The sequence below is a fragment of the Microcystis sp. M165S2 genome, assembly GCF_020245885.1.
In the GTDB taxonomy this organism is placed as follows: domain Bacteria; phylum Cyanobacteriota; class Cyanobacteriia; order Cyanobacteriales; family Microcystaceae; genus Microcystis.
Genome location: NZ_JADBTZ010000412.1, coordinates 1 through 22,328 on the forward strand (window position 1 = coordinate 1; position 22,328 = coordinate 22,328).

Genomic DNA, 22,328 nt, shown 5'->3' on the forward strand with positions numbered 1-22,328 from the left:
CAGGTGGTCAACTACCTAATTTTCAGGGAAAAAGTACCTGAATTTTCCCCCTGATCACTCCCATGCCTGGTACTTTTTGATTGACAAAAAGTCTAAAAGTCTTACCCAACAAGGTTTTTAGATTTATTCAGCAGACCCTAATTAGGGTTTGCGGCAAAAAGTTTTTCCTGGGGGTAGGGTGTAGGGTGTAGGGTTTTACCCATTTTCATGCAACAGGCAAAAGGGGGAATAAATAATCAGTTTTTAATAACAGGATTTAGTATGACTACGGCGTTTCTCCTAAAGATGAAGCGTAACCTAGATCAGTGTCAGCTTTTTTCTCCCTTCTCCCCTCTCCCTGCTCCCCAACTCCCACTCTGCAATAACTACTGGCAGCCAGAAATACGTTGGGTTCCTATCATACTTTGTGCTTTTTGTCAAAAAAACTTTTTCTTTGCAATAAAACTACACAAAAAAAAGATCATCGTTGCCAGTGAAATTGACTAATTTACCCGTCTTAATTAGGATCACCTTCTAGGTGTGGCAAGGGTTTCAACCATTGCTGCCTAAAAAAGCACAGAATAGCGCACTATGAAATTCTATCAAATCGCTGTAACCATTGTAACATCGTTGTTAAATAAAAATCTTTCTCAATTAATTTTTAAGAATTTATAAATATTGCGGAATGTTAATTTAAATATTCTCAAGTTTTTGGAGTCAATAGATAATTTTTGCTTATCTTTGGCGAACATTGGGTTAGGAGTCAGTATTCTCCGAGTCAGCTTTTTTCTCCCTTCTCCCTTCTCCCTTCTCCCTTCTCCCTTCTCCCTTCTCACCTCTCCCTGCTCCAGAAAAATATTAAGTTTTGTTAAGAAGTTAGTGACAAAAGACCAGCTTTAATCTCTATTATCGTAGTAAGTGGCTTTTGACCCAAATCAAGCCGGTCAAGATAAATAGTAACTTTTGCCCATCATCAAACAACGATTGTCAGTCTAACTAAAACAGTCGCTGTGGCGATGCCCTCGTGATCAATTCCTATGTCAACCCTGGTTATTGTCGAATCCCCCACCAAAGCTCGGACGATCAGTAATTATCTGCCTAGCGGCTATCGAGTCCAAGCCTCCATGGGCCACATCCGCGATCTGCCCGCCTCCGCCGAAGAAATTCCCCCCGCCCACAAAGACAAATCCTGGGCCAATTTAGGCGTGGATGTGGAGAACGATTTCGATCCCCTCTACGTCGTCCCCAAAACTAAAAGTAAAGTCGTCAAAGAATTAAAAGAAGCCCTCAAAGGAGCCAGCGAATTGATCCTCGCCACCGACGAAGATCGGGAAGGCGAAAGCATCAGTTGGCATCTCTTGCAGGTACTCAACCCGAAAGTTCCCACCAAAAGGATGGTATTTCACGAAATCACCAAAGAGGCAATCCAAGCCGCCCTAAAAAATTGTCGCTCCATCGACGAAAATTTAGTTCACGCCCAAGAAACCCGTCGCATACTCGATCGCCTCTACGGTTATACCCTCTCCCCCCTACTCTGGAAAAAAATCTCCAAAGGGTTATCCGCCGGCCGGGTGCAATCGGTAGCCGTGCGTCTGCTAGTGCAACGGGAACGGGAAAGACGAGCCTTTAAAACCGCCAATTATTGGGACTTAAAAGCCACCCTCGAAAAGGACAAAAATCAATTCGACTCGAAATTAGTGACCTTAAACGGTCAAAAAGTGGCAAATGGGAGCGATTTCGATGCCGACACCGGCAGACTGATACCCGGTCGCCAAGTAACACTTTTGGATCAAGCAACTGCCACCGCCTTAAAAGAACGCATCGAGGGCAAAGTCTGGCGAGTTAGCAACACAGAAGAAAAACCCACCCTTCGCAAACCTTCCCCCCCCTTCACCACCTCCACCCTACAGCAGGAAGCTAACCGGAAACTGGGCATATCAGCCCGGGACACCATGCGAATCGCCCAAAATCTCTACGAACAGGGCTACATCACCTATATGCGAACCGATTCGGTGCATCTTTCCGATCAGGCCATCACCGCCGCTCGCAATTGTGTAGAACAAATGTATGGTAAAAATTATCTCAGTCCCCAACCCCGGCAGTACACCACCAAAAGCAAAGGCGCACAGGAGGCCCACGAAGCCATCCGGCCCGCCGGTAGCAGCTTTCGCCTGCCCCGGGAAACTGGCCTGAGCGGACTAGAATTCGCCCTCTACGACCTAATCTGGAAACGTACCGTCGCCTCACAGATGGCCGATGCCCGTATTACCCAGATCGCCGTTAATATTCAGGTAGAAAATGCCGGATTTCGCTCCTCCGGTAAAAGAATCGACTTCCCCGGCTTTTTCCGCGCCTATGTGGAAGGTTCCGACGATCCCGAAGCCGCCATCGACGACCAAGAAATAATCTTACCCGCCCTCAGCGTCGGTGATACCCCCAATTGTCGGAAACTAGAAGCGATTAGCCACGATACCCAACCCCCCGCCCGTTATAGCGAAGCCTCACTGGTAAAAACCCTCGAAAGTGAAGGAATCGGGCGACCCAGCACCTACGCCACCATTCTCGGCACAATTATCGATCGCGGTTATGCCCAAATGCGGAATAAAACCTTGATTCCCACCTTCACCGCTTTTGCCGTGGTTAGTTTGTTAGAAAATCATTTCCCCGACCTGGTAGATCCCAAATTTACCTCGAAAATGGAGGAAACCCTCGACGATATCGCCACCGGTTCCGCTCAATGGTTGCCCTATCTCGATCGCTTCTATCGCGGCGAAAAAGGGCTAGAAAGCCAAGTCAAAGAGCGCGAGAGTCAAATTAACTCTAGCACCGCCAAATCGGTGATTTTAGAAGATTTACAGGCAACTATCAAGATCGGCAAATACGGTCCCTATCTGGAAGTCTCCCGAGGCGATGAAATCCTCACCGCTTCCATCCCGGCCGATTTAACCCCAGCGGATCTGAACCCGGAACAGGTAGAAACCCTGCTGCGACAGAAAACCGAGGGTCCCGATAAAATCGGTCTTCATCCCGAGACCGGAGAGCCGATTTATCTGCTGGTGGGTAGTTACGGACCCTACGTCCAGTTAGGAGATGTCAGCGATGACAACCCCAAACCGAAACGCGCCTCCCTACCCAAAGGAGTCAAACCAGAGGATGTCACCCTCCCACAAGCGGTGGGTTTATTGGCACTGCCGCGACTACTGGGAACCCATCCCCTCACCGGAGGCAAAATTAAAGCCAGTTTAGGTCGTTTTGGCCCCTATATAGTTCAGGAACAGGGTAAGGAAAAAGAATATCGTTCCCTGAAAGCCGGGGATGATATCTTAACTATAACCCTCGATCGAGCTTTGGCTTTATTAGCTGAACCGAAAAAAACTCGCGGCGCTCGTGGTTCTACCAAACCAGCTTTAAAAGAATTGGGTAAACATCCCGACGATGGGGAATTGGTGGGATTGTACGAAGGTCCCTACGGAGTTTATATCAAGCACGGTAAAACTAACGCCAAGATGCCGGAGGGAGAAACGGCCGAAACCCTGACTCTAGAGCAAGCTTTAGCGGCACTAGCGGCCAAGACAACCACTGCCAAGAAAACCACTACCAAGAAAACTACTTCTAGCACCACTAAAAAAACTACTTCCCCAGGCAGTAAAACCAGCAAAAGTAAGACGGTTTAGCGATTAGTGGTGGGGCGATTTTCTCCATGGTTAATTCCTCACCTGATGCGAGGACAAATCTGGCTGGCTTTTTTGTCTTTTGCACCACTTTGAGCGGGCTGCTCAAATACCCCAAATTCCCTACTGTAAAGCAATCGCCATCGCTTCTTGGGGAATTTGCCGGTAAATTGGTTTTAAAAATTGTTCTATGGCATCCGATTCGGGGGCAGCGAGGGGAAAATTGCCTAAAATGTCGAGAATGGTTTGATTTTCATTCCCCGGCGTGATGACAACGAGGGAGGGGTCTAGTTCTTCATCGTACTGCCAAAAGCGATCGATAGGGCTGTCAGGGGCAGTTTTTTCGACTACTGCGGGGGTTTCACTGACTGCTAAAGGTTGATTATCAGAGGAATAGGAGCGTTTTTCCCGTAAAGCTTCCAGAATTTGGCTTTTGGTTCGGCCGCGCAGTTGCAAAAGCAGGAAGGGATCGACAATAAAACGATCACCCAATTGATAGTATACTGCTCCTATATGTTTGCAGGGGTTGGCTTGATCGGGACAGGTACAACGAGAGCGAATATCAGCTAGGGAAAAGGGAAATAAATTCACCCCACTATCGATAAAAACACGCTCGATATTATCGGGCATTTGTCCCGTGAGCAATTGAGCGGAATAAATGGCCTTTTTGGAGAGAAGCTTAATAATATAGTCCCATTCTTCATCACTAAAAGCGACTAGGGATAAATCCACTAGATAAGGTTCGGATTCACTGCCTTGTACTCTAGCAATAACTTGCGAGTCTTCAAAGTCAATACTTAAAACATTGCCCTCTCTGGCGTAAAGTCTAGCTCGTTCCAAGCGTTTTTTAAAGCGATAGGAATCGAGTAGTTCTAGCCATTTTTGTACCCACCAAGCTTGTTCTGTCATTTTTTATTTACCCTACAGCTGATCAGCTTCGTTACCAACAAAAACGCCAATTCAAAAAGGAAACACATCAGCCTTAAGAGTTGACAGAGAAAGGCTCATCAGGTATATTCTGATCTTTAACAACAACAAATCAGACCCAAAAACGAACCCCTCAACATCTTAACATAGAACAAAGAAACTTGCTCTACCAACTTGGCCAAGAGGTAAATTTATCTCAACAGCAAATAGCCGTCTTGCCCGGATGTGATCAAAGCAAGACCAGAGCGAGAATTAATACTAAATCCTGTTTAGAAAGTATCGGAGAGCAGGCAGCGGGAACGGAGTTAAGAGTTGAGAGTTGAGTGAGAAACTAGGAGTATATTTTTATGAGTGCTACTCCTTATCATTCTTGGGAGAGGGGATTAAACGAGCCGACTAATGGACTAAGCTAAGACGGATTTAAATCCCTTATTCTTAGATTAGCCGAATCTCCCCCCCCCCGGAAGTCGGAAAGTTGGGGGGAGTCTTGCCTCTTGCATAAGTCCCTCATCTCAACAAGCAATTTAAATTACGAAAAGCTTAACAATCGTCCTCGAAAATCTCTTGACTATCCTAGCCCGAATGAGATATGCTCTGATAGCTCAGACAGTGATGCAATTCAGACTTGAATTGGCGTATTATAGATGTCGAATTGGCTACGCCTAAAAGTATTTATTGAAGAAGCTTTCACAAGATGTACACAGAACCGAGGATTTCAGGCATGGGGACAGAACACAAAAATCCAAAATTAAATTGTCAGAAATTAGCAGAAGTATTTTTATCAAATCCCTTAATTGAAGATTGCTATTTTATGATACGGGAGGGTGAATTAGTCGCCTATATCGTTTGCTCTGGAGCTTTGAATTATGAACAATTGTCCTCCGATTTAGAGTCTCAGTTACCGGATAATCTTCTACCTAATATCTATGTGCAAATTTCCAGTTTACCCTTAACCGATAGAGGTGATGTCGATGAAGTTGCCTTAAAAAATATCGAAATTATCGACGATAACCAAGTTCAGGAAACAGAAGAAAAACTAAGCTCTTTGCCAGATATCGAGCAAGTTGCCGCCGTCATGACTTCTAAAAAAATCAAAATTTTACCCCTACATCTATCCGAATTATTGCCCTTAAAAATAGAGAAAAAAAATGATAATCAAAAATCTGAAACCTCGATTCATTTGGGGATTCACACTTCTAACACTCAAGCTGGAATCAGTCACGGACAGCTTTTAGAAGAATCTGAACTTCAGCCGAAAACCTTGGCAGAAATCCTCCAAAAAGCTGCTGAAAATTATTCAAATAAAGGGATTATTTATATTCAATCTAATGGATCAGAAGTTTTTCAATCCTATCAACAATTATGGGAAGACGCTCAACAAATACAAGCCGGATTACAAAAGCAGGGTTTACAAGCTCAAGATAAAGTGATTCTTCAGCTATCGGAAAACTATGATATTATTTCCGCATTTTGGGGGTGTATTTTAGGGGGATTTATTCCGGTTATTATTTCAGTGCCACCCAGCTATAAAGATTTTAATAATGAAATTCATAAAATATGTCAAGTTTGGCAGTTGTTAGATGACCCTATTATTATCACAAATCAATCCTGTCAGCAAGAGATAAAATATTTAGAGCAATGGTTGCCTAATCAAACCTTAAGCTTGAGTTTTATTGAAGAATTAAAAATTTATTCTCCCCATCAACCTCCTATTAGTCAACCGGATAATATCGCGTTCTTTAATCTAACATCAGGCAGTACAGGAATACCGAAATGTATTGCATTAACCCATAAAAATGTGATCTCTCGTGCGCGAGGAACAAACATCATTTGTGAACATCAAAACGACGATGTTATTCTTAATTGGCTTCCTTTTGATCATATTGGCAGTATTTCAGACTGGAATATTCGCTGTGTCGAGTTAGGATGCCAAATGGTTTATGTTCAAACTGAATATATATTAGGTCGTCCTTTGAATTGGTTAGATTTAATTGATCAATATCGAATTACCCATAGTTGGGCTCCTAATTTTGCCTATAATTTGATTAATGAAGCTTTAAAAAAAGAACCCGATCAAAATTGGAATTTAGATTGTGTCAAATTCTTTTTGGCAGCGGGTGAAGCTGTTTCTGGTCAAGCAGTTGGAGAATTTATTAACACCCTTCATCTTCAATATAATCTGAAAAAAACGGCGATGCGTCCTGCTTTCGGGATGGCAGAAATGGGGTCAGGAATTACCTATTATCAACCTACAGAACAACAGCCATTACTCTTTCATACGGTTGATAAATCCTCCTTGAATTCTTCCTTAAAACGAGTTCATCCTGAACATCCCAATGGTGCAACCTTTACGGATTTAGGATTACCCATTCCGGGGATATCCATTAGAATTGTTAATACTGATAATTCCCTATTACCAGAAGAAACCATTGGTCATTTACAAGTTAAAGGAGAACCGGTTTCACCGGGGTATTATAAAAACCCAGAAGCGAATCAAGACGCTTTCTTAAAAGATGGCTGGTTTAAGACAGGAGATTTAGCATTTATTAGTAACGGTCATTTAGTTATTACCGGAAGAAGTAAAGAAACCATTATTATTAATGGAGTGAATTATTATAGCCATGAAATTGAAACTGTGGTTGAAACCATTGACGAAGTAGAAGCTTCTTATACTGCTGCTTGTGGGGTTCATGATCCTAGTAATAGTACCGATAAATTAGCGTTATTTTTCAGTGCAGAAACCTTTGACCACCAGCATCTAGAAGAACTTCTGAAAAAGATTAGACGAAAAGTAATTAACACTTTTGGCGTTAATCCTGAATATTTAATCCCCTTAAATAAAACTGAAATTCCTAAAACTTCCATTGGTAAAATTCAGCGAACGCAATTAACAAAACGGTTTGCGAACGGAGAATTTAATTCTATTTTAAAAGAAATAGATCTTTTGTTAGAAAATGCTAATACCCTTCCTGATTGGTTTTATCGGAAAGTTTGGAAACCTCGCTCTCCAGTGAACTTAAAACCCGAACTTTCCAAGTATTGTAGTTTAATTTTTCTGGATTCCTTGGGTTTAGGAGCATCTTTAGCAGAAAAAATTCAAGGGCAAAACTTACCCTGTATCACGGTTTTAGCAGCAGAAGAATTTTCTCAAATTAGTCAAAATTGCTATACCCTCAGACCAGGGACAGCCAACCATTATCAACAGTTAATGGCATCTTTGTCCGAGCGAAAAATTATCCTTGGCAATATTATTCATCTGGGAACATATCAAGACTATCAAGGAGAAATTTTAACAATTGAACAGTTAGAAAAAGCACAAGAAAAAGGAACATATGATTTATTATTCCTAGTTCAATCTCTGGCTAAAATTCATGATTTGAACTCAAAAATTCAATTGCTATTTGTTTCTAGTTATAGTCAATTTGTCATAGAAACCGATGAAATTGCCTATGAAAAATCTCCAGTTTTAGGACTGATCAAAACCCTAGCTAAAGAACTTCCTTGGTTAAATACTCGTCATGTTGATTTACCCCTAGATAACCCTGAAATTAATGTCAGTTATCTGCTGCAAGAACTATCTGTTTTATCCAAGGAAAGAGAAATTGCCTATCGCAACGGGAAACGTTTAATTGCAGGTTTAGAAAAAGTCAATTTACTGCAACACAACCAACAGGAATTACCCTTTAAATTAGGGGGTATTTATCTGATTACTGGAGGACTAGGAGGGATTGGCAGACAAATTGCTCAGTATTTGCTCAAAAATTATCAAGCTCGTTTACTATTAATTGGAAAAACACCTTTACCAGAAAAACACCTCTGGAGTGAGTACCTCAAAACCGAAGATCAATTATCCTTAAAAATAAAAAATCTCCAAGCTTTAGAAACCCTTGGGGGACAAGTAATTTATCAAGCGGTAGATGTGGCTAATTTCACTGAAGTTAAACAGGCTGTAGAACAGGTGAAAAAACAATGGCAAGGAGAACTAGATGGGGTGATTCATCTGGCTGGAATTTACAAAGATTGTTTACTTCTGGAGGAAACTCAAGAAGGTTTAGCGACAATTATTCGCCCTAAAGTAATAGGAACTTGGGTTTTACATCAACTCCTCAAAGAATCTCAGGGAATTTTTATTAGTTTTTCCTCCTTAGCTAGTTTTTTTGGAGGAGCGGCTTTGGGTTCCTATGCGGCGGCTAATAGTTTCCTCGAATCTCTGAATAGCTATCAAAAATCTAAGAATTTGTTCCCCAGTTATTGTTATAGTTGGACAACTTGGCAAGAAACTGGGATTAGCCAGGGTTATCAGATGCAATATATAACCCGTTCTCAAGGGTATTATGATATGACGGTGCAGCAAGGTTTAGACTCATTTCTAACGAGTTTATATCACAATCAAGGACAATTACTGATTGGTTTAGATGGGAGTAATAGCAAGATTAACCGTTTTACCTCTTTGTCTGAAGGATGCCAAAAGTTAACCGCTTATTACACCCGTAAACCTACAGTTCAATCGCTCAATCTACCTAATTATGTGAGTCTAAAAGATAGATTTGGAACGTCCTATCAATGTCCCCTGGTTCAGCGACAATCTCTCCCTATCAAGGACAATGGAGACATTGATAAGTGGCAATTACTCAAGGAACTCCAAGGCAAAGAAAATAACGAATTGATAGCACCCAGAACGGAAACGGAACGTCAAGTTGCTAACATTTGGCAAAAGGTGTTAAATCTATCTCAAATTGGAATTCATGATAATTTCTTTGAACTAGGAGGACATTCTTTGCTGGCGAGTCAAGTAATCTCTCGTTTACGGGATGTTTTCTCGGTAGAATTGTCGTTGCACAGGTTGTTAGAATACCCAACCGTTGCCAGTTTAGCTCAAACGATTGAGGTGCTTAATGTAGCCCAAAATACCAAAAGTGCATCCAAAAGTGGTACAGTCATGACAACAGCCTCAGAAAATTATGAAGAAGGAGAATTATGAAAATAGCTTAACTAAAATTTAAGCTTTTCAGAACCCTTTTGGGAAAAAATGTAAAAAATTGTATCCATCACTAAAATTTATCATCCAGAATATGATATAAATAGCTTCGGTTTAAAATAGTCTTTTTATGGAGTATGTAAGCGGTTGCTCCCATGGCAACTGATTTTAACAATAACCACCGACTCCCCGCCATTGATAATTTTTGTTTGGTCTATAGTGTTTATTCTTTGAGGATACTTAAATTTATGAGAACCGTTGATTATATCTCTAACAGTAGCTAAAGCTAGAGCTACTGAACTCAGCCAAACATCACCCCCATTCCAGAAATACCAGAACATTAATTAGGAAAAGGATACTATTAATGAAAGTCGCAGAATTTTTATCTTACTTAAATAGTTTAGAAATCAAGCTTTGGCTTGAGGAAGAAAAGTTAAAATATCAAGCTCCCCAGGGAGCGATGACACCGGAAATCAAGCAAGAAATCGGCACAAGAAAACCAGAAATTCTTGCCTTTTTAAGAAGTGCAATAACTCCGTCTAAGACGTTTGAATCTGTTATATCTCCCGTTGCCAGAACTGAAGATTTACCCCTATCTTTTGCTCAACAGAGAATGTGGTTTATCTATCAGATGGATCAGCAAAATTCTGCTTATAATGAAGCTCTAACCATCCGTTTAACGGGACGCTTAAACATTGATATTTTAGAGCAAACGATTAATGCTATTATTCAACGCCATGAGAGCTTACGGACAACCTTTCCAATGGTTGAAGGAAAACCCATTCAAAAAATTGCTCCATTTCTGAAGATTAAATTATTAGTTGTTAATTTAAAAGATATACCCCAAGAGCAAATTGACAAACGGATTATTGAAGAACTACAAAAACCCTTTGATTTAACTCAAGCTCCCCTATTACGATGTACTCTTTTTGATTTGGGATATGAAAATTATATTTTAGTCAACGTTTTCCATCATATTATTATCGATGGTTGGTCAAAAGGCATTTTATTTAAAGAATTATCTGAATTTTATCAAGCATTTTTATCCAATTCAACCGTAGATTTACCCGAATTAACCATACAATATGCCGATTTTGCCGTATGGCAAAGACAATGGTTGCAAGGTGAAATCTTAGAAAACCAATTAAATTATTGGAAAAAACAATTAACGGCTGCTCCTCTTTTATTAGAACTTCCCACTGATAAACCCCGTCCAGCTAATCCCAATTTTCGAGGTCATAGTATCTCGTTTCAAATTAACTCAGAACTCACCGAAAAACTAAAACTTCTGAGTCAAAAGTCAGGGGCGACTTTATTTATGACCTTACTGGCTGCTTTAAACACTTTACTGTTTCGTTATAGTGGTCAGGATGATATTTTAATCGGAACACCCACGGCCAACCGAAATCGACAAGAAATTGAACCTTTGATTGGTTTTTTCGTCAATACTTTAGTGTTGCGTAATTCCCTAGAAGGAAATCCAGCTTTTTCAGGATTATTACAGCAAGCTCGCAATGTTGTTTTAGAAGCTTATGCTAATCAAGATGTACCCTTTGAGCAGGTGGTTGATGCGTTAGAAATCGAACGAAGTTTAAGTTATAATCCCTTATTTCAGGTCATGTTTGCGCTGCAAAATGCCCCCCTCAATTCTTTAGAATTACCCCATTTAAAAGCTCAATATCTAGCCGTTAAACACCAGAGAATTAAATTTGATCTCAGCTTAATTTTAGAGGAAATAGAGACGGAACAAGGCTCTTATTTAGAAGGTTTTTGGGAATATGATAGCCACCTATTTACTGTCGAAAGAATTACTCGCATGGTGGGTCATTTCCAAACCTTATTAAAGGGAATTGTAGCCAATCCTCAACAAACTGTCAGGGAATTACCCTTACTGACTGAATCGGAAAAACAGCAATTATTAGAAGACTGGAATCAAACTCAACAAGACTATCCTCAAAATCTATGTATTCATCAACTATTTGAAGCGTGGGTAGAACAAACACCAGATGCCATAGCACTAATTTTTAAAGGTGAACAGCTAACCTACCGAGAACTAAACAGCAAGGCGAACCAATTAGCAAACTATTTACAAACCTTGGGGGTAAAACCAGAAACACTGGTGGGCATCTGTATCGAACCTTCCCTTGAAATGATAGTAGGGATTTTAGGTATCCTGAAAGCAGCTGGCGCTTATGTTCCCATAAACCCTACTTATCCATCTGAGCGGATCGCTTATATGCTCGATGATTCGCAACTAGCAGTTCTATTGACTCAGGAAAAACTGGTCACCTCGTTACCACAGCATCAAGCACAAGTAATTTGCTTAGATTCCGATTGGAAAGAAATCTCTACCGAAAGTAAAAGTTCCCCTATCACTAGCCTAACACCAGAGAACTTAGCTTATGTCATTTACACTTCTGGCTCAACCGGAAAGCCGAAAGGAGTTCTCGTTGCTCATCGAGGATTGTGTAATCTATCCCAAGCACAAATCAAGCTATTTGACGTGCAGCCGGATAGTTGTGTCCTTCAGTTTGCATCCATTAGCTTTGATGCTTCTATTTGGGAAATTGTCATGGCTCTTTGTGCGGGGGCAAGGCTTTATCTGGGAACGCGGGAAGAACTACAACCGGGACAACCTTTACTGCAACTATTACAAGAGCAGGAGATTACCCATTTGACTCTTGTGCCATCAGCACTCACCGCTCTGTCCAGTGAGAACTTGCCAGCATTGCAGAATATCATTGTTGCAGGAGAACCCTGCCCTCCTTCTTTGGTTATTCAATGGGCTAGTGGACGGCGTTTTTTTAATGCTTACGGGCCAACGGAATCCACTGTCTGTGCTACAGTTGCACAGTGCTTTGAAGACATGGATGTGCTGCCCATTGGTCGTCCGATCGCAAACACCAAAATCTATATTCTTGATCGCTATCTCCAACCCGTTCCTATTGGTGTTCCTGGGGAATTACATCTTGCCAGCGTTGGATTAGCTAAAGGATATCTCAACCGTCCAGAGTTAACCGATTCTAAATTTATTGCTAATCCTTTTAGTCAAAAACTCAGTGATCGCCTTTATAAAACCGGTGATTTAGTTCGTTATGGAAACGATGGACAAATTGAATTTGTGGGTCGCATTGATGATCAAGTTAAGATTAGAGGTTTTAGAATTGAATTAGGGGAAATTGAAAGCGTTCTCAATCAACATCCCCAAGTTAAAGATGCTATTGTAATTGTCAAAGAAGATGAGTTAAAAACCAAGCGTTTATATGGTTATTTTATTCCTAAAACGGAAGCCTTAACGTTCCAAGAATTACGACAATTTATACAAGATAGACTGCCAGATTATATGATTCCAGCATTTTTAATTCCCTTGGAATCTTTTCCCCTGACTCCTAATGGAAAAGTAGATCGCCGCGCTTTACCTCTACCCAAAATTAACCCAAATGAATTAGAAAATTATGCAACTCCTAGTACAAAAAATGAACAAATTCTCGCTCAAATTTGGCAAGAGGTTTTAGGACTTAAAACTATTAGTATTAACGATAACTTTTTTGAATTGGGAGGAGATTCTATCTTAGCCATTCAAATCATTGCTAAAGCGAATCAAGAGGGATTAGAAATTACTCCTAAACAACTATTTGGCTATCAGACAATCGCTCAATTAGCCATCCTAGCGGAGACGACTGCTGCCACTGAAATTGACCAAGGATTAGTCACAGGTGAAGTTCCCTTAACTCCGATTCAACAGTGGTTTTTTGAACAAAACTGGCCCGAACGTCATCATTTTAATCAATCTATCTTGTTAGAAGTTCCCAATAATCTACAACCAGATTTATTGAAACAAACTATTTCTAAATTACTCTATCACCATGATGCTTTGCGGTTACGCTTCATTCAAAAAGGGGAACAATGGCAACAAAATCACAGCGACGATTGCAATAGTTTTGCCTTTGAATTGGTGGATTTATCTCATCTGTATTGCGATGAACAAGTAACCACCCTAGCTGAAATTTCAGAAGTTCAACAACGGACACTCAAGATAGATCAAGGCCCCTTAATGGCGGTGGTTTTCTTCAAATTGGGTGATAGTGGACGATTGTTAATTGTGATTCATCATTTAGCAGTAGATGGAGTTTCTTGGCGGATTATTCTGGAAGATTTAGCCACGATTTACCAACAATTAGAAAGCCAAGATTCTCAGGAACTTCCCCCCAAAACCAGTTCCTTTAAAACTTGGGCTGAAGAATTGCAAAACTATGCTCAAACCCCAGAATTTAACACGCAATTCAAGTATTGGCTAAACCGTGATTTACCCTCGGTTTTCCCCCTTCCTTTGGACTATCAAGGTGAAGCTAAGTCCAACATTGTTGCCCATGCAAAAACGGTTTCTTTCACCTTAACTGAAGAACAAACCCGCTTACTGTTACAGGAGGTTCCCCAAGCTTATAATACCCAGATTAATGATATTTTATTGACCGCTTTAGTCCAAGCTTTTAGCCATTGGACAGGGAGTGATAGGCTTTTGCTTGACATGGAAGGTCATGGAAGAGAGAATGTAATTGAGTCCGTGAATTTATCTCGAACTGTAGGTTGGTTTACCAGTATTTATCCCGTCTTTTTGACCTTAGAAAATCTTGATCATCCGGGGGAATGTCTCAAGTCCATTAAAGAGCAATTGCGACAAATTCCGAATCGGGGATTTGATTATGGAATTGGATATTATCTCAACTCGGATTTAACGATTCAATCCCAGTTAAAAAATTATCCAAAAGCTCAAGTTAGCTTTAATTATTTAGGGCAATTTACTGACTCTCAGATAAGCTCTCTAGGCGGAAAATTTGCTAAGGAATCGAGTGGTTCTATTCATAGTCCTTTAGGGCAACGTTCCCATTTAATTGATATTAATGGAATTGTTGTCGGGGGCAAACTAGAAATAGAATGGCAATATAGCGAAAAATTTCATCAAAAAACAACGATAGAAAATTTAGCTAATGCTTATCGAGATTCTTTAGAAAGCCTGATTAACCATTGTTTATCAGCAGAAGGAGGTTATACTCCATCAGATTTTCCCGATGCGGATCTTAATCAAGCAGAACTAGATGAACTGCTCTTGGAACTCGATTTTTAACCTCAACTTAATGTTTAACCCTCATACTTGATAATAACTATGTCACCGCCTAATCTTCCCAGTGAAATTGAAAATCGTAAAAGCGAACATCTACGAGTTTGTATCGAAGAAGATGTGGAATTTCAACAACTTACAAGCGGTTTAGAAAAATATCGTTTTACCCATTGTTGTCTTCCTGAACTTGACCGCAGCGATATTGAATTGGGGACAACCTTTTTGGGGAAATCTCTAAAAGCTCCAATTCTAATCTCTTCCATGACTGGAGGAACAGAATTAGCCCATTTAGTCAATACTCGATTGGCAATGGTCGCTCAACGCTATGGTTTAGCGATGGGAGTGGGTTCTCAACGCATTGCACTCGAACAACCGGAATTAGCGCCGACCTTTGCAGTCCGTTCTCTGGCGCCAGATATTCTCCTGTTAGCGAATTTAGGGGCTGTACAGTTAAATTACGGCTGCGGTTTAGAGGAATGCCTCAAATTGGTAGATTTATTAGAAGCGGATGCCTTAATTCTCCATCTCAATCCTTTACAAGAATGGGTACAATCGAAAGGGGACAAGAATTTTAAAGGATTAATCGATAAAATTGCGTTAATATGCTCAAAATTACCCGTTCCTGTCATCGCTAAAGAGGTCGGCAATGGCATCTCATCGATGATGGCACAGCGATTAATTGAGGCCGGAGTCGCTGCCATTGACGTAGCCGGAGCCGGGGGGACTTCTTGGGCAAAAGTGGAAAGTCAAAGGGCAAAAGACCCTAAACAGCGTCATCTCGGACAAGTTTTTGCCGATTGGGGTTTACCTACGGCTGAATGTATTACCGCCATTCGTACTCTGAATTCAACCATTCCCTTAATTGCTTCTGGTGGCTTAAAAAATGGCTTAGATCTTGCCAAATCCATCGCTTTAGGAGCCGATTTAGGAGGGTTGGCTCGACCGTTTCTCGTAGCAGCGATTGAATCAGAAGCCGCCGTTGATGAGTTAGTGAAATTTTTAATTGCTGAAATTGAAATTGTTTTGTTTTGCACCGGAAATCCTAATTTATCCGCCCTTAAAAATTCAGGAGCCTTAAAACCATGTTAAAGTTTTCAATGGAATTGTGTTATCCCCAGCCTGATGTCAAAACTTTAAGCGTTGGCACTTTGGGTCCAAAAGAAACCAGCAGCGAACAAACCTTAAATTATCTAATTTCTCAATGGAAATTACAACAGATTTCGGTTAATAGTCATTTATTTGATAGCTTTACAGAGTTAAAGGAATCTTTACTCCAATATCAGATAGATTTGGCGTTAGTACCCCATGCCTATGAAAGAATTAATGATTTCTATATGGAACCAAGTTTTAAACTAGGTTTTATCTTCACCTATCCCACACCCGTTTACGGATTAGCCAAGCGAAAAAATGAAGAAATCATTTTAGAAAATTGCACCCTAGTCACTCATCCCGCTCCTCTTCCTTTACTTCCTTATTTATTACCGTGTGACCTAAATCAAAACAAGATTAAAATCACATTGGTGAATTCTACCAGTGTTGCCGCTATTCACGTTAAACAGGGGTTGGCAGATTTAGCGATTACCAATGAAAATGCCCTCCGAGAATATGATTTAGAATTTATTTCACAATATGGTAAAATTGAGATGAGTTGGTCTTTATTCTACAAAAAGGAAAACACCATGATTCAAGGTATTTATTTACCTGTGCATACCTAAAAAAGCTACCTATCCGCTCAGAATAGTTGCCTTCATCACATAAAAATAATTGAGAGGTTAAATCTCAATTTCATTTTGAACCTGTACTCTAAAATCATGTCTGAATTTTTCCCAATTCCCAAGTATATTAAACTCAATCCTCATGTAGAATTAGAGGTTTTTCAATGCCAAGATACCATTTTTCAGTTATACGTTATAGCTCCCAATGCTAAACTTGAATCCCACCACCATCCTGAAAGTCAAATTGGCATGGTATTCTCAGGAAAACTGGAACTGTATATTAAAGATGTGATTAAACCCTTAAGACCTTTGCAAGATGTTTATATAGCTGATGGCAATATTCCTCATGGTGCTTTTAATCCCTTATCAGAACCGATGATTGGATTTGATCTTAAACGGATTACCTCTTCTTTACCTTCCCAAGACGTTGTATTAACCCTATCAAACAACCAAGATCAAATCACTCATTTACCTTGTCAATCGGTTAAGGGTTCTTGGTTTGAAATTGTCATGACGACAATTCCTTCCGGTTACTCCATTCCCCCACATCAAGGTGAGCAAGAAGAAATCGGATTTATTTTGAATGGAAAATTAGAAATCTCCATAGAAAATGAAGAACAGTGTTTAGAATATGGTCAAATTTATTATACTCCTTCAAGGGTTTTGAAAAAGGGATATAATTCATCGAATCAAGATATTAATTTGATTAAAATTTTAATTTAGTTCGTTTTAAAATTTTAAGTTTAACCTCAAAATGCTAGGACAAAGTTTATGGATTTAGGATTAAAAGATAAAGTGGCTTTGATTACGGGAAGTAGTGCGGGAATTGGGTTGACCATTGCTGAAAAATTAGCAGAAGAAGGCTGTCACTTAATTATTTGCGGTCGCAATCTCCAACGCTTAGAACAAGCTTATCAATCTCTGGCTCAAGCTTATCCTGCCCAAGAAATTCTGCGTTTAGTGGCGGATGTTCATCAAGCTCAAGATTCTGAACAATTAATACAGGACTCTTTAAATCAATATGGCAAAATTGACATTTTAGTTAATAATTCTGAAGGAGCTAACTTTGCTGACAATTTAATTGAAAACCTTTCCGATGACGATTGGTTAAACGTTTTTCAGGGAAAATTAATGGGTTATATTCGCTTAACCAATTTAGTGTTACCGATTATGAAAAAACAACATTGGGGAAGAATCGTTAATATCATTGGGACATCGGGGAAAGAGCCATCCCCTCGTTTAGTTAAATCGGGTGTTGTCAATGCAGCTTTAATGAATTTTACCAAATCGGTAGCTAGACAAACTGCCCCCTATAATGTTTTAATTAATAGTATTAACCCCGGCGTTATTGACACCCCTAGACATCGAGAATATTTAGAAATTTATGCCAAAAAGGAGGGAACGACCCCAGATTTAATCCGAGAAAGAATTCTAAAAACAATTCCCATGAATCGAATTGGTATGACTGAAGAATTTGCTAATCTCGTTGTATTTTTAGCTTCAGAATGTGCGAGTTATATAACGGGAATTACGATTCCGATAGATGGGGGTTTATCCTCGTCAGCATTTTAAATTGATCTGTCAAGCCAAAATCAACAACCACAAGTGTTATGAATAGCGAATCTAAATCTCAAATGTTAGACAAATTTGTTCCCTATTATCCGACTAAAGATACTCGTAACTTTCCCATTTTTTCCTATCTTATCAATAATTTTAATATTTGGAGGCTGAAACACAAATTTAAACAAGAGCTTGAACAACCTTCGGTGATCCTGGTTTATCAAATGGGTAAAGTTGGTTCTGCTAATCTTTATCTGGCTATTAAAAGAACCTTTCCAGAAAAAGCGGTGTATCATGTTCATAATTTAAACCCAGAAATTGTTGCCAAAATTTGGGATAAAATTCATCTTACTCAACCTTATTATTTGAGTACGATAGAACATTCTTTGACCACCAAATATTTAAGTGATCATCTCGAAACAATTAAGGATAAGGATAAGATCAGAATTATTGCGGGAGTAAGAGATCCCATCGCTCGTAATATTTCTTGGTTTTTCCAAATTATCGATTGTGAGTCTGCTTTTCCCCAATTTTTCCGAAAATTTAAGGAAGGATTAATTACAATTGACGATATGGTAAATTGTTTTTGGTCACAAAAATTTGTTTTTAGCAAACAGTTTGATTGGTTTGAATTAGAGTTAAAATCTGTTTTTGGAATTGATATCAGTGAGATTGATTTTTCCAAAGAAAAAGGTTATACAATTGTTGAATTTCCTGACAAAAAAATTGAGTTATTATTATTCAAATTAGAAAAACTTGACTCTTGTTTACAAGAAATGACACAAGCTTTCTTTGGAATTGAGAAATTAGATTACCAAAAATTGAAATTGATTGACGTAGATTTGGAGTATCATCGTATCTATGAAAATTTTAAAAATAGTCTCACCTTTAGTGATGAATATTTAGAAGAAATTTATGATCAACCATTAGTGAGTCATTTTTACACCGATGAAGAAATTAACAAATTTAAACTCAAGTGGTCTAGTCAACGTTAAAGGTAATTCGTTCTAAGTTTATCGTATTTATTGAATAAAATTTGATTCAATAAACTCACGCACATTTTTATTTAATCTATTGGGAAAAATAATGGTAACACCTCAACAATCTAGGGTTAGTAAAAAAGATATTGAATCCATTTATCCCCTTTCTCCCATGCAGCAGGGGATGCTGTTTCATTCTTTATATAATCCAGAATCAAAGACGTATTTATCACAAATTCAAATCACCTTACAAGGCAATTTAGATATTAATGCGTTCCAACAAGCTTGGCAAAAAGTAGTAGATAGACATAGTATTTTACGGACTTGTTTTGCTTGGAAAAAAACCAAACAGCCTTTGCAAGTGGTTAGAAAAAATGTCAGCTTGCCTTGGTTTAATTATGATTGGCGATCCCATTCTCCCGCCGAACAAGAAACTAAATTTCAAAAATTATTAACCTCTGATAAAGAGCAATATTTTGAATTAGATAAAGTCCCCTTACTTCGATGTCATTTAATTCAACTTGAAGATCAAAAATATGAATTTATCCATACTGGACATCATATTTTATTAGATGGTTGGGCAACAGCAATTCTGTTGAAAGAAGTTTTCAAGTTTTACGCTGGACTTATCAACCATCGACCCGTTAATTTACCCACACCTCGCCCTTATCAAGATTATATCAATTGGGTACAACAGCAAGATCAAACCCAAGCCGAACTCTTTTGGCGACAAAATCTTCAAGGCTTTACCTCTCCAACTCCATTAGTCGTTGATAAACCGTTAAATCCTCTTGTTACTCAAAGTAAAAATTATCTTGATCAAAAATCAACACTTTCTCCAGAAATTACCAGTCGTCTGAAATTACTCGCCCAAGAATATCGCCTTACTCTTTCTACCTTCATTCAAGGAGCTTGGGCTTTATTATTACATCATTATAGCAGTGAATCTGATATTGTATTTGGGGCAACCGTTTCGGGGCGACCGCCCAATTTTACAGGGATTGAATCGATGGTTGGTATGTTTTTAAATACCTTACCCATTCGCATCCAAATTGAGCCTCAACTTGAATTATTAACTTGGTTTCAACAATTACAACAAGAGCATTTAGAACGAGAGCAATATAGTTATAGTTCTCTAATTGACATTCAAAAATGGAGTGAAATTCCTGCTCCTCATTCAGTTTTTGAAAGTTTTGTTGTCTTTGAAAATTTACCCTTTAGCGAAAATGATAGTGAGAATTTAGGCGGTTTACAAGTCGGGGAAATGCAAGATTATGGCAATGCTGATTATCCCTTAACCGTTATTGTCACCCCTGGAGAAGCCTTAACTATTAAAATTATTTATCCTCAAGAACGATTTGAAAATGACACCATTGAACGGATGTTAGGTCATTTTCAAACCTTATTAGCAGGAATCGCCATTAATCCCCATCGCCAGATTCAAGACTTACCTCTGTTAACGGAAGCAGAACGTCAATTATTATTAATTGAATGGAATCAAACGATACCAGAAAATCCCATAAAACAGTGCGTTCATGAATTATTTGAACAACAAGCCATCAAAACTCCTTCAGCCATTGCTGTTGTTTTTCAAGAGCAACAATTAACCTATCAAGAACTGAATGAGTCTGCCAATCAACTGGCTCATTATTTACAAAAAATCGGTGTGAGTTCTCAATCTTTGGTGGGGATTTGTTTAGAACGGTCTGTCAATATGGTGATTGCCGTTTTAGCAGTGTTAAAAGTAGGCGGTGTCTGTGTTCCCCTAGACCCAACCTATCCTCAAGAAAGACTTTCTTACATCCTGCAAGACACCCAACTTCAAACCTTATTAACCCAAAAAAATTGTCAATACCTTTTAAACAGTGAAACCATTTCTCAACGGATTTTATTGGATGAACAAGGGTCAGAAATTGCCTTAGAACCCAAGACCAATCTTGACAACCCCGTGAGTTTAAAGGATTTGGCTTATATTATTTATAGTTCAGGCTCTACGGGTGTACCCAAAGGTATTATGATCCTGCATCAATCCTTAACTAATATTATTGAGGATCATCGGGTAAAAATGTCACCAGAGAGGAATTTTTTACAATTTGCTCCCTTTAATTTCGATGTCAGCTATCACGAAATCTTTGCTGCGTTGTGTTTAGGGGGGAGCTTATTTATTGTTCCAGAAGATTCGCGTTTAGACCTTGCTAAATTAAGTCAATTGTTCGCTAAGAATCCAATTCATAAAGCAATTTTGCCCGTTACTTTGTTACAACAATTAATCGAAACCTATAGTGAGGAAACCTACTTATTTGCTAACTTGCGTGAAATTATTTCAGCTGGAGAGCAATTACAAATTACTCCAAGGATGATTTCTGTATTCAAACAACTCGAACATTGTACGCTATACAATTTTTATGGACCCACAGAAGCGGATCTCGTTACCAGTTATACCTTTGACCCTAATCCTGAGCTTTGGCCGAAGTATATTCCCATTGGTAAACCCGCTATTAATGTGCAAGTTTATATTTTAAATTCCTATCTTCAACCCGTACCCATCGGAGTTACTGGGGAGTTATATGTTGCGGGTGGCGGTTTAGCGCGGGGTTATTTCAATAATCCCCAATTAACCCAAGAAAAATTTATTCCTAATCCCTTTAGCGATAATTCATGGCTGTATAAAACTGGGGATTTAGCGCGTTATTTACCCAATGGAGATATCGAGTATTTAGGAAGAATTGATGATGGGGTGAAAGTTAGAGGTTACAGAATTGAATTAGGGGAAGTAGAAACTATTTTAAATCAACATCCTCAAATTGCTCAAGCTGTTGCTACAGTTCAGGGAGAAACAGCCAGAGAAAAATATTTAGCTGCTTATTTTATTCCCCGTCCGGGTGAAACCATAAACCAAGTTGAATTACGTCATTTTCTTGAAAACTGGCTACCCGACTATATGATCCCCTCTGCTTTTGTGGTGATGGAATCTTTTCAACTCAGTCCTAACGGTAAGGTTGATCGAAAAGTATTACCTATACCGGATAAAAACCACTTATCGTTAACTCAAAATTATGTTGCTCCTCGAACTGCAATTGAAGAAGTTTTAGCAGGAATTTGGGCAGAAATTTTAAAAGTCGAACGAGTTGGGATTGAAGACGATTTCTTTGTGTTAGGTGGACATTCTTTAAAAGCGATTCAACTGATTAGTAAAATCCGTCAAACCTTAGAAATTGAAGTTTCTGTGCGCCAACTTTTTAATCACTCAACTATCAGCCAATTAACTCAAGTCATGATTGAATTAGTGGGGAATGAAGGTTTACTGAATGAAATTGCCGTAACGGTTCAAGAAATTTCCCAACTTTCACCAGAAGAAGTTCAAGCTTTATTATCTCAAAACTAAAAAAAATAAGTCAA

General features: G+C 39.2%; 10 protein-coding genes. 9 read left to right on the forward strand and 1 reads right to left on the reverse strand.

What is annotated here, in order from left to right:
• Window positions 1-1,016: 1,016 nt before the first annotated feature.
• The gene (gene topA, locus IM479_RS20390) at window positions 1,017-3,653 is read left to right on the forward strand and encodes a type I DNA topoisomerase (RefSeq protein ID WP_287685117.1); all 2,637 of its coding nucleotides are present in this window, start codon (window positions 1,017-1,019) and stop codon (window positions 3,651-3,653) included.
• A gap of 120 nt (window positions 3,654-3,773) precedes the next feature.
• On the opposite strand, the gene IM479_RS20395 is transcribed toward topA, so the two are convergent.
• Entirely contained in the window at window positions 3,774-4,559 is a 786-nt protein-coding gene (locus IM479_RS20395) for an SWIM zinc finger family protein (RefSeq protein WP_286826820.1), read from the reverse strand.
• 739 nt (window positions 4,560-5,298) lie between these two features.
• On the opposite strand from IM479_RS20395, the gene IM479_RS20400 reads away from it, so the two are divergent.
• The 8 genes from IM479_RS20400 to IM479_RS20435 all read left to right on the forward strand — a co-directional run bounded on the left by IM479_RS20400 (window position 5,299) and on the right by IM479_RS20435 (window position 22,314).
• Window positions 5,299-9,558: a non-ribosomal peptide synthetase gene (locus tag IM479_RS20400; RefSeq protein WP_287685116.1), complete on the forward strand. Its 4,260-nt coding sequence runs from the start codon at window positions 5,299-5,301 to the stop codon at window positions 9,556-9,558.
• Between the two features lie 361 nt (window positions 9,559-9,919).
• Window positions 9,920-14,680, forward strand: coding sequence for a non-ribosomal peptide synthetase (locus IM479_RS20405; RefSeq protein WP_287685115.1), 4,761 nt, complete (start codon window positions 9,920-9,922; stop codon window positions 14,678-14,680).
• A gap of 39 nt (window positions 14,681-14,719) precedes the next feature.
• Window positions 14,720-15,763 carry a type 2 isopentenyl-diphosphate Delta-isomerase gene (gene fni, locus IM479_RS20410; RefSeq protein WP_287078994.1) on the forward strand — a complete coding sequence of 348 codons (1,044 nt, stop codon included), beginning with the start codon at window positions 14,720-14,722 and terminating at the stop codon, window positions 15,761-15,763.
• Complete coding sequence (locus IM479_RS20415; RefSeq protein WP_287685114.1) at window positions 15,757-16,389, forward strand: LysR family transcriptional regulator; 633 nt, start codon at window positions 15,757-15,759, stop codon at window positions 16,387-16,389. The genes fni and IM479_RS20415 overlap by 7 nt, the downstream gene beginning before the upstream one ends.
• A 96-nt stretch (window positions 16,390-16,485) precedes the next feature.
• The gene (locus tag IM479_RS20420; RefSeq protein WP_287685113.1) at window positions 16,486-17,112 is read left to right on the forward strand and encodes a cupin domain-containing protein; all 627 of its coding nucleotides are present in this window, start codon (window positions 16,486-16,488) and stop codon (window positions 17,110-17,112) included.
• Between the two features lie 48 nt (window positions 17,113-17,160).
• Window positions 17,161-17,961: an SDR family oxidoreductase gene (locus tag IM479_RS20425; RefSeq protein WP_287685112.1), complete on the forward strand. Its 801-nt coding sequence runs from the start codon at window positions 17,161-17,163 to the stop codon at window positions 17,959-17,961.
• A gap of 38 nt (window positions 17,962-17,999) precedes the next feature.
• Window positions 18,000-18,944 carry a putative capsular polysaccharide synthesis family protein gene (locus tag IM479_RS20430; RefSeq protein WP_287685111.1) on the forward strand — a complete coding sequence of 315 codons (945 nt, stop codon included), beginning with the start codon at window positions 18,000-18,002 and terminating at the stop codon, window positions 18,942-18,944.
• 91 nt (window positions 18,945-19,035) lie between these two features.
• Complete coding sequence (locus IM479_RS20435; protein ID WP_287685110.1) at window positions 19,036-22,314, forward strand: non-ribosomal peptide synthetase; 3,279 nt, start codon at window positions 19,036-19,038, stop codon at window positions 22,312-22,314.
• The last annotated feature ends 14 nt before the right edge of the window (window positions 22,315-22,328 follow it).